This window comes from Nocardioides sp. YIM B13467, from assembly GCF_042788075.1.
Lineage (GTDB): Bacteria > Actinomycetota > Actinomycetes > Propionibacteriales > Nocardioidaceae > Nocardioides.
In genome coordinates, this window is sequence record NZ_JBHZPJ010000008.1 from 19,617 (window position 1) to 29,561 (window position 9,945).

Below are 9,945 nucleotides of genomic sequence, written 5' to 3' on the forward strand. Positions count from 1 at the left end.
GGCGGTCAAGCCTTCAGGTAGCGGCGCAGCGCGTCGAGGTGGTCCTCGGGCTCGAAGCCGGTGGCGGTGAGCTTGTCGAGGGACATCACCGAGTTGAGCGGTCGCGGCGCGACGCCCTCCTTGCCCGCGAAGTAGGCCTCGGTCGAGGTGGCGTCCACGTCGGCCCGGTCACGCCCCGACAGCGCGAACACCTCTGCGGCGATGTCCCGCCACGAGCACGGGTCGCCGGCGTTGGTGCAGTTGTAGACCCCGTACGCAGCCCCGGACCGCAGCAGGTGAGCGGTGGCCGCTGCGAGCGTGTCGGTGAAGGTGAGCCGGCCGATCTGGTCGTCGACCACGGTGGGCGAGACGCCCTTCTCGGCGAGAGCCGCCATGGTGCGTACGAAGTTCTTGCCGTCTCCGACGACCCAGGAGGTGCGCAGGATGTAGTGCCGCGAGGTGCCGGCGACCGCGATGTCGCCGGCGGCCTTGGACTGGGCGTAGACGCCGAGTGGCGAGACCGGTTCGTCCTCGGTGTGCTCGGTGGCGGTGCCGTCGAAGACGTACTCGGTGGAGTAGTGCACCAGGGTCAGCCGGTGCTCGGTCGCGACCCGGGCGAGCAGCGCCGGAGCGGTCGCGTTGGCGGCCCAGGCGGTGCGCCGGCCGTCGGCGGTCTCGGCGACGTCGACGGCGGTGTAGGCCGCCGCGTTGAGGATGAGCTGGTAGTCGGGCCACGGCCAGGCCGCGACCGCCTTCTCGTCGGAGATGTCGAGCTCGTCGAGGTCGACCGCGTCCGCGTCCGGGAAGACCGACACGAGAGCCCGGCCGAGCTGGCCGTTGGCGCCGATGATCAGCGTCTTCTTCGGCTTCATCGGGGTGATCTCGGCCAGGCGTGGGTTGGCCCTGTCCTTCTCGGAGATCTCGGCGGAGTCCAGCGGGATCGGCCAGGCGATCGCTGCGGTCTCGTCGGCGAGGTTGAGCGCCGGGTAGGCGAACCCGGGACGCCAGTGGTCGTTGACCAGGTAGGAGTAGACGGTGCGTTCCTCCAGCGCCTGGTAGGAGTTGCCGACCCCGCGCGGCACGAAGACCGCGGTCTCCGGGCCGATCTCGATCGAGAAGGTCGTCCCGAACGACGACCCCTCACGCATGTCGACCCACGCTGCGAACACCCGCCCGCACGCGACGGAGACGAACTTGTCCCACGGCTCGGTGTGGATGCCTCGGGTCGCCCCACGGGCGGCGTTGAAGGACATGTTGTTCTGCACCGGCCCGAAGTCGGGGAGCCCCAGCTCCACCATCTTCTCGCGCTGCCAGTTCTCCTTGAACCAGCCGCGGGCATCGCCGTGCACGGGCAGGTGGACGACCAGCAGACCCGGAATCGGCGTCTGCTCAACGACGAGGTCCGACATTCACTGCCCCTTCGCGGCGTACTTGGCTTCGGTCTCGTGCTTCAGCGGCGACCACCAGGCCTCGTTCTCCTGATACCAGGCGATCGTCGCGGCCAGGCCCTTGTCGAAGTCCTGGTACTTCGGCTCCCAGCCGAGCTCGCTGCGCAGCTTGCCGGACTCGATGGCGTAGCGACGGTCGTGGCCGGCGCGATCGGTGACCCACTCAATGTCGTCCTCGGGACGCCCGAAGTGACGCAGGATCGCGCGGACGACGTCGACGTTGGACTTCTCGCCGTCGGCACCGATCAGGTAGGTCTCCCCGATCCGGCCCTTCTCCAGGATCGTCCAGACCGCCGAGGAGTGGTCGTCGGTGTGGATCCAGTCGCGCACGTTGAGCCCGTCGCCGTAGACGCGCGGCCGGCGCCCCTCGATCACCTCGGTGATCTGGCGCGGGATGAACTTCTCGACGTGCTGCCAGGGGCCGTAGTTGTTGGAGCAGTTGGAGATCGTCGCGCGTACGCCGAAGGAGCGCACCCAGGCGCGGACGAGGTGGTCTGAGCCGGCCTTGGAGGCCGAGTAGGGCGAGGACGGCTGGTAGGGGGTGTCCTCGGTGAACCGCTTCGGGTCATCGAGGTCAAGGTCGCCGTAGACCTCGTCGGTGGAGACGTGATGGAAACGTACGTCGTGCTTGCGGACCGCCTCGAGGAGCACGAAGGTGCCGACGATGTTGGTCTGGACGAACGGAGCCGGGTCCGAGAGGGAGTTGTCGTTGTGCGACTCGGCCGCGTAGTGCACCACGGCGTCCGACTCCGCCACCAGCGGCTCGACGACCGCGGCGTCCGCGATGTCGCCGACCACCAGCTTCACCCGGTCCTCCGGGAGCCCCGCCAGCGATGCCTCCGAGGAGGCATAGGTCAGCTTGTCGAGCACCGTCACGTACGCATCGGTGTTGGCCACGAGGTGGTGCACGAAGTTGGAGCCGATGAACCCGGCCCCGCCTGTCACAAGAATCCGTCTCACCGGTTCATCGTAGGCAGAATTAACCCCCCAGTGGTCGCCTCGCCCCGGTGGGTTCCCTAGAACGTGGGGTGAACATCCGTAGGATCAACTGACCATGAAGGGGATCATCCTTGCCGGAGGCACCGGCTCACGTCTGCACCCGATCACTCTCGCGATCAGCAAGCAGCTGATGCCGATCTACGACAAGCCGATGATCTACTACCCGCTGACCACGCTGATGCTGGCCGGGATCCGGGACATCCTGGTGATCACGACGCCCCACGAGGCCTCCGGCTTCCACCGGCTCCTCGGTGACGGCAGCCATCTCGGCGTCAACATCAGCTACGCCGAGCAGCCCTCCCCGGACGGCCTCGCCCAGGCGTTCACGATCGGCGCCGACGTCGGCTTCCTCGACGAGTCCGAGGACGGTGTCGGCCTCGTCCTGGGCGACAACATCTTCTACGGCCCCGGCCTCGGCACCCAGCTGGCCCGTTTCAAGACGATCACCGGCGGCGCCGTCTTCGGCTACCGCGTCGCCGACCCACGCGCCTACGGCGTCGTCGAGTTCGACGAGAATCGCAAGGCCATCTCCTTGGAGGAGAAGCCCGAGAAGCCCAAGAGCCCGTACGCCGTCCCCGGCCTCTACTTCTACGACAGCTCGGTCATCGGGCACGCCCGCAACCTCCAGCCATCCGCGCGCGGCGAGCTCGAGATCACCGACCTCAACCGGATCTACCTCGAGGCCGGCACCCTCTCGGTCGAGGTGCTGCCGCGCGGCACCGCCTGGCTCGACACCGGCACCCTCGAGGACCTCAACGAGGCCGCCAACTTCATCCGCGCCATCGAGCACCGCCAGGGCACCAAGATCGGCGCCCCCGAGGAGGTCGCCTGGCGCCAGGGCTGGCTCTCCGACGAGGAGCTCTCCAAGCTCGCCCAGCCGCTGCTGAAGAGCGGCTACGGGAAGTACCTGCTCGGCCTGCTGGCCTAGGCGGAGTCAGGCCTCCGCCGCGACCGCGGCCGTCTGCTCGGCGCGACCGAAGTCGTCTTCCAGGCGGACGATGTCGTCCTCGCCGGTGTAGCCACCGCGCTGGACCTCGATGATCGAGAGCGGCTCGTCGGTCTCGTTGCAGATCCGGTGGGCCTGGCCGACGGCGACGTCGACTGACTCACCCGGGCCGGCGATGGTGGTCACGCCGTCGATGATGCAGGTTGCCTTGCCGTAGATGACGACCCAGTGCTCGGAGCGGTGGGTGTGGGTCTGGTAGGAGAGGCGGCTGTTGGGCAGCACCTCGATCCGCTTGACCTTGTAGCCCGGACCGATGTCGATGACGTGCCACGAACCCCAGGGGCGGGTCTCGGAGTCACCAGCCATGATGTTGCCTCATTCCTAGACACTGAACAGAAGACGCGACCATAACTGTACGCATCCGCGCACGGTTCATTGCGAACCGATGTTCACCGGTCCGTTACTCGCAGGTCGGCGACTGGAGCAGAACTCTTCCGGCCGGAGGGCGTCAGTCGCGGCCGTAGATGTCGCGCGTGTAGACCTTGTCGGCGACATCGGCGAGCACCTCGGTGCGCCGGTTGGCGATGATCACGTCGGCCCGCTGCTTGAACTCGTCGAGGTCCTTGATGATCTCGGAGTGGAAGAACTCCGGCTCGCCGAGCTCGGGCTCGTAGATGACCACCTCGACGCCCTTGGCCTTGATCCGCTTCATCACGCCCTGGATCGAGGACTCGCGGAAGTTGTCCGAGCCCGACTTCATGATCAGCCGGTAGACGCCGACCACCTTCGGCTCGCGCCGCAGGACGTCGGTGGCGACGAAGTCCTTGCGCGTGGTGTTGGCCTCGACGATCGCCGAGATGAGGTTCTGCGGGACGTCCTGGTAGTTGGCCTGCAGCTGCTTGGTGTCCTTGGGCAGGCAGTAGCCGCCGTAGCCGAAGCTCGGGTTGTTGTAGTGCGAGCCGATCCGGGGGTCCAGGCCGACGCCCTCGATGATCTGGGTCGTGTTGAGCCCGTGGGTGGCGGCGTAGGTGTCCAGCTCGTTGAAGTAGGCGACCCGCAGCGCCAGGTAGGTGTTGGCGAACAGCTTGATCGCCTCGGCCTCGGTGGCGCCGGTCATCAGCACGGGTACGTCGGGCTCGAGCGAGCCCTCGAGCAGCAGCTCGGCGAAGCCCTTCGCGGCCGGGGAGTCGTCGCCGACGACGATGCGGGAGGGGTGCAGGTTGTCGTGGAGCGCCTTGCCCTCGCGAAGGAACTCGGGGCTGAAGAAGAGCGTCGCCTCGGGGTGCTGCTCGCGCTTGGCCGCGATGTAGCCGACCGGGATGGTCGACTTCACCACGATCGCCGCCTCCGGCGCATAGGTCACCGCGTCGGCGATCACGCTGTCGACGGTGGAGGTGTCGAAGTAGTTCGAGGCCTCGTCGTAGTTCGTCGGGGTGGCGACGATGACGTACGCGGCGTCCGCGTAGGCGTCCTCCTTGTCGAGCGTCGCGCGCAGGCCGAGCTCCTTGGTGGCCAGGAAGCTGGTGATCTCGGCGTCCTCGATCGGGGTCTTGGCCGCGTTGACCAGGTCGACCCGCTCCTGGGAGATGTCCAGGACGACGACGTCGTGCTTCTGGGCGAGCAGGATGGCGAGCGACATCCCGACGTAGCCCACGCCGACAACGGTGATCTTCATGTTCGGCACTGTAAGCAGCGGTTCGAGAGCGGTCACAGCGCATAAAGCAACGATGTTCCCGTACGGGAACATCGGCTAAAGTGTTCATCGTGCCGTCGCCGTACCTGACCTCACCGGCCGCCTTCGGGTCAGCCGTGCGCTCCGCCCGGCGCCGCGCCGGCCTCACCCAGAGCGAGCTGGCCCACCGGGCCGGGGTGGGCCGGCGGTTCGTCGTCGACGTCGAGTCCGGCCACCCACGCGCCGAGCTCGGCAAGGCGCTCGCGCTGCTGGAGGTCCTCGACGTCTATCTCGCCCCCACGCAGCTCTCCCCGATCGCCCCGCCCCTGGAGGACGTCGACCTCGACGCCGTCCTGGCCCGCTGTCTGACCGGCCCCTGATGCGAGAGCTGTATGCCTTCGCCGGCCGCCGCCGGATGGGCACCTTCCGCCAGGTCGGCGACCGGATCGACTTCACCTACGCCGAGACCGCCGGCCCGACGCCGATCTCGCTCTCCCTCCCCCGCACCGGCCCCGCCCTGACCCCTGGGGCCGCCCGCGCCTGGCTGGACAACCTGCTCCCCGCCCGTGAGGACGTACGCCGCAGATGGGCGCGCGAGCGAGGGCTGCCCGACACCGAGCCGATGACGCTGCTCGCCTCCTACGGCGACGATCTCCCCGGCGCGGTCTCGCTCTCGGCCGACCCCGACCTGCCCTGGCGCCGGGCGCCGCATCCCGTCGAGGCGCCGCCGCCCGAGATCACGACGCGGCTCGCGGCGCTGCGCAACCAGCCCACCTCGTGGCTCGACCAGCGGGCCCGGCCCCGGTTCTCCCTCGGTGGTCACCAGGGGAAGTTCGCGCTGCGGCGGGCCTCGGGGAAGTGGTTCTGGCCCACGTACGAGCATCCTTCGACGCACATCCTGCGGCCGACGGCACCCGAGGAGGCCTCCGCGAGGATCGCCGACCTGGGCCGGGCCCGCTCCGGCGGGTTCCCCGCCACCCGCACCGAGCTGGTCACCTTCGGCGCGCAGGCGGCGCTCGTCGCGGAGCGCTGGGACCGGCTCGGCGGCCGGCGCATCCACGCCGAGACGATCCGGCAAGCACTGGGTCTTCGACCCGGCGAGGACATCGACCCCAGCGGCGTGAGCGACCTGTTTCTGCGGCTCCATCTGACGCAGTCTCCGGCGGATGATGTCGACAAGATCGCCTTCCTGCTGGCCGGGGACCGGGTCGCGGTGGCGCCGCGACGCTGACCACGTCAGGCCGGCCATCTCACCGTGCGAGTGGCGCTTCCGGACATGGCCCGTCGCCTGCGTACACTCGGATTCCTGCCCACGCGGGGATGGGACATTTCGCCGTGCCGTGGAAGCCGCCACTAGCATGGGCGCCTCAACCTGACGGAGAGGTCCTCTGGTTCCGTAATGACTGCAACACACGCCGACTACCGGCTCAGCCAGCTCGACCAGCTGGAAGCCGAGTCGATCCACATCTTCCGCGAGGCCGCGGCCGAGTTCGAGAAGCCTGTCCTGATGTTCTCGGGAGGCAAGGACAGCATCGTGATGCTGCGACTTGCGGAGAAGGCTTTCTTCCCCGCCAAGATCCCGTTCCCTGTGCTCCAGATCGACAACGGCCTCGACTTCCCCGAGGTCGCCGAGACCCGTGACCGCTGGGTCAGCCGTCTGGGCGTACGCCTGGTGATCGCGAGCATCGATGACGCCATCGCGCGCGGCATCGTCGTCGACGACGGCAAGACCTCGCGCAACCGGCTCCAGACGCCCACCCTGCTGAACGCGATCGAGGAGAACGGCTTCACCGCCGCCTTCGGTGGCGGTCGCCGCGACGAGGAGAAGGCCCGCGCCAAGGAGCGCGTCTACTCCCACCGCGACGAGTTCGGCCAGTGGGACCCCAAGATGCAGCGCCCCGAGCTGTGGTCGCTCTACAACGGGCGGCTCCACGAGGGCGAGCACATGCGGATCTTCCCGATCTCCAACTGGACCGAGCTCGACATCTGGGACTACATCGGCCGCGAAGGCATCGAGATCCCGCAGGTCTACTTCGCCCACCAGCGTCGCGTCTTCGAGCGCGACGGCATGCTGCTGACCGAGACCCCGCTCAACCCGCTGCGCGAGGGCGAGGTAGTCACCGAGCGTACGGTCCGCTACCGCACCTGCGGCGACATGACCCTGACCGGCTGCGTCGAGTCGACCGCATCCACGATCCCCGAGATCATCGAGGAGGTCGCCGCCGCCCGGGTCACCGAGCGAGGCGCGACCCGCGGTGACGACCGGTTCTCCGAGGCTGCCATGGAGGACCGCAAGAAGGAAGGTTACTTCTGATGGCCATGGACCTTCTGCGGTTCGCCACCGCCGGTTCGGTCGACGACGGCAAGTCCACCCTCATCGGGCGGCTGCTGTTCGACTCGAAGTCGATCTTCACCGACCAGCTCGAGTCTGTCGAGAAGACCTCGCAGGACAAGGGCCACGGCTACGTCGACCTGTCGCTGCTGACGGACGGACTGCGGTCCGAGCGCGAGCAGGGCATCACCATCGATGTGGCCTACCGCTACTTCGCGACGCCCAACCGCAAGTTCATCATCGCCGACACCCCGGGCCACGTGCAGTACACGCGCAACATGGTCACCGGTGCCTCCACCGCCGACCTCGGCCTGGTGCTCGTCGACGCTCGTCACGGCCTGACCGAGCAGTCGCGCCGTCACGCGGTGCTGCTCTCGCTGCTGCGAGTGCCCCACCTGGTCCTGTGCATCAACAAGATGGACCTCGTGGACTACTCCCAGGAGGTCTACAACAAGATCTCGGCCGAGTTCACCGCGTTCGCGACCAAGCTCAACATCCCGGACCTCGAGGTCATCCCGATCTCGGCGCTCCAGGGCGACAACGTCGTGACCCGCTCCACCAACATGGACTGGTACTCCGGCCCGACGCTGATCCACCACCTCGAGCACGTCCACGTCGCCTCCGACCGCGACCTGGTCGACGTACGCCTTCCGGTGCAGTACGTCATCCGGCCGAAGTCCGACGACCACCACGACTACCGCGGCTACGCGGGCCAGGTCGCCGGTGGAGTGCTCAAGCCGGGCGACGAGGTCATGGTGCTTCCCTCCGGGATGACCAGCAAGATCGCCGGGATCGACCTGTTCGACAAGGAGATCCCCGAGGCGTTCCCGCCGATGTCGGTGACCGTCCGGCTCGAGGACGACGTCGACGTGAGCCGCGGCGACATGATCTCGCGGGTCAAGAACGCCCCCGAGCCGAGCCAGGACATCGACGCGATGATCTGCTGGATGACCAACGCTCCGCTGCGCCCGCGGCAGAAGCTGGCCATCAAGCACACCTCCAACTCGGCGCGAGCGCTGGTCAAGGACATCCAGTACCGCCTGGACGTCAACAGCCTCCACCGCGACCTTGAGACCAAGGAGCTCGGCCTCAACGAGATCGGCCGCGTGCAGCTGCGCACCACCAAGCCGCTGCTGTGCGACCCCTACTCGAAGAACCGCACCACCGGCTCCTTCATCCTCATCGACGAGGCGACCGGCGTCACCGTCGGCGCGGGCATGATCAACGACTGATCAGCCGAGCTACTCAGGACTGGGCGGCGCATTCCGGCAACGGGGTGCGCCGCCCGTTCTCCATATCGAACCGACCTCACCAGGTGATCTTGTGCCTCAGCAGTTCTCTCCCACGCCGCGCGAGCTCGACGACATCGAGCTGATCGTCTCCGGTGCCCTCCCGGGTCCGTTGAACGCTCCCGGGTCGCCGTTGACGCTGGCACTCCCGGCCTCCGTCGCCGAGGCTGCGGCGGCGGACAGTGCGGTGGAGATCGTCGACCCCGAGGGACTTCCGCTGGCGCGGGTCACCTGGCCAGCGGGCGAGGTGACCGGCCTGTCCTCCCCCGCCTACGGCCCCTTCCGACGGCTCTACCTCACCCCGGAGCAGACCCGGAAGGCGTACGCCGGGCGGACGGTCGTCCCGGTCACCGACGCCCTCACCACCGCCGAGACCACGGAGATCGCGGCCCTCGGGCCGGTGCTGCTGCTCGCTCTGGTCGGGCACGGTACGCCGTCGCTCTCCCCCGTCGCGCTGCTGCGCGCGTCGTTGCTGGCCGCGGAGGACCTCCCCGACGCGGCCGTGGTCGCAGCGCCGCTGGCTTCGCACGATGACCCCGAGACCGACCACGCCCTCGGCGTGGCCGTCGTGGAGGCGTACGCCGGGGGTGACCCGATCCACGCGCTCGCCTCGGGCATCTCGACCGAGTCGGCCGACTACACCGAGGCGATCGCCGCGGTCATCGCCTCCGACCAGCCGGCGCCCGAGGACCAGGGCCTGGTCGTCTTCTTCACCGGCCTGTCCGGCTCCGGCAAGTCCACCCTCGCCCGCGCCCTGATGGACAGGATCCTCGAGCAGGGTGCGCGCACGGTCACCTCGCTCGACGGCGACGTCGTGCGCCGCAACCTGTCGGCCGGGCTGACCTTCTCCAAGGAGGACCGGGAGACCAACATCCGCCGGATCGGCTGGGTGGCCGCCGAGATCTCCCGCCACGGCGGCCTCGCCGTCTGCTCCCCCATCGCTCCGTTCGACTCGACTCGCCAGGACGTACGCGGCTACGTCGACGACGCCGGCGGCGCCTTCTTCCTGGTGCACGTGGCCACGCCGCTGGAGGAGTGCGAGCGGCGCGACCGCAAGGGCCTCTACGCCAAGGCCCGGGCCGGCGAGATCCCCGAGTTCACCGGGATCTCCTCGCCCTACGAGGAGCCGGCCGACGCCGACGTACGCGTCGACACCACCGGCCGCTCGATCGAGGACGCCTTGGACGACGTCATCGAGGGCCTGCGCGAGGCCGGCTACCTCGACCTCGCCTGACGGGGCCGACCCGGCTCTTTCTGACCAAGAATCGAGTCGAGGCGGG

Annotated in this window: 10 protein-coding genes; 6 read left to right on the forward strand and 4 right to left on the reverse strand. The window is 68.5% G+C overall.

What is annotated here, in order from left to right:
- Positions 1–5: 5 nt before the first annotated feature.
- Together ACFX43_RS02250 and rfbB are read right to left on the reverse strand one after the other, a co-directional pair.
- Positions 6–1,388, reverse strand: a complete 1,383-nt coding sequence (locus tag ACFX43_RS02250; protein WP_378816487.1) for a sugar nucleotide-binding protein — start codon at positions 1,386–1,388, stop codon at positions 6–8.
- Entirely contained in the window at positions 1,389–2,387 is a 999-nt protein-coding gene (rfbB, locus tag ACFX43_RS02255; protein ID WP_378816489.1) for a dTDP-glucose 4,6-dehydratase, read from the reverse strand. It lies immediately after the preceding gene.
- Positions 2,388–2,481: 94 nt separating this feature from the next.
- Here rfbB and rfbA point away from each other — a divergent pair, with 94 nt between their 5' ends.
- Positions 2,482–3,354: a glucose-1-phosphate thymidylyltransferase RfbA gene (gene rfbA, locus ACFX43_RS02260; RefSeq protein ID WP_378816492.1), complete on the forward strand. Its 873-nt coding sequence runs from the start codon at positions 2,482–2,484 to the stop codon at positions 3,352–3,354.
- A 6-nt stretch (positions 3,355–3,360) separates the two neighbouring features.
- Here the strand turns inward: rfbA and ACFX43_RS02265 are convergent, their stop codons facing one another.
- Both ACFX43_RS02265 and ACFX43_RS02270 read right to left on the reverse strand, forming a co-directional pair.
- Positions 3,361–3,738, reverse strand: coding sequence for a phosphomannose isomerase type II C-terminal cupin domain (locus ACFX43_RS02265; RefSeq protein WP_160026783.1), 378 nt, complete (start codon positions 3,736–3,738; stop codon positions 3,361–3,363).
- Positions 3,739–3,880: 142 nt separating this feature from the next.
- Positions 3,881–5,047: a nucleotide sugar dehydrogenase gene (locus tag ACFX43_RS02270; protein ID WP_378816495.1), complete on the reverse strand. Its 1,167-nt coding sequence runs from the start codon at positions 5,045–5,047 to the stop codon at positions 3,881–3,883.
- Between the two features lie 89 nt (positions 5,048–5,136).
- Here ACFX43_RS02270 and ACFX43_RS02275 point away from each other — a divergent pair, with 89 nt between their 5' ends.
- The 5 genes from ACFX43_RS02275 to cysC all read left to right on the forward strand — a co-directional run bounded on the left by ACFX43_RS02275 (position 5,137) and on the right by cysC (position 9,899).
- A complete protein-coding gene (locus tag ACFX43_RS02275; protein WP_378816498.1) occupies positions 5,137–5,424 on the forward strand; it encodes a helix-turn-helix transcriptional regulator in 288 nt (95 codons plus the stop codon).
- Positions 5,424–6,275 (forward strand): HipA N-terminal domain-containing protein, encoded by an 852-nt coding sequence (locus ACFX43_RS02280; RefSeq protein ID WP_378816501.1) that lies wholly within the window; start codon positions 5,424–5,426, stop codon positions 6,273–6,275. The genes ACFX43_RS02275 and ACFX43_RS02280 overlap by 1 nt, the downstream gene beginning before the upstream one ends.
- Before the next feature lie 168 nt (positions 6,276–6,443).
- Complete coding sequence (cysD, locus tag ACFX43_RS02285; RefSeq protein ID WP_350660983.1) at positions 6,444–7,358, forward strand: sulfate adenylyltransferase subunit CysD; 915 nt, start codon at positions 6,444–6,446, stop codon at positions 7,356–7,358.
- Positions 7,358–8,608, forward strand: a complete 1,251-nt coding sequence (locus ACFX43_RS02290) for a GTP-binding protein (RefSeq protein ID WP_201451214.1) — start codon at positions 7,358–7,360, stop codon at positions 8,606–8,608. Before cysD ends, ACFX43_RS02290 begins: the two co-directional genes overlap by 1 nt.
- Before the next feature lie 91 nt (positions 8,609–8,699).
- On the forward strand, positions 8,700–9,899 hold the full coding sequence (gene cysC / locus ACFX43_RS02295) for an adenylyl-sulfate kinase (RefSeq protein WP_378816505.1): 1,200 nt from the start codon (positions 8,700–8,702) through the stop codon (positions 9,897–9,899).
- The last annotated feature ends 46 nt before the right edge of the window (positions 9,900–9,945 follow it).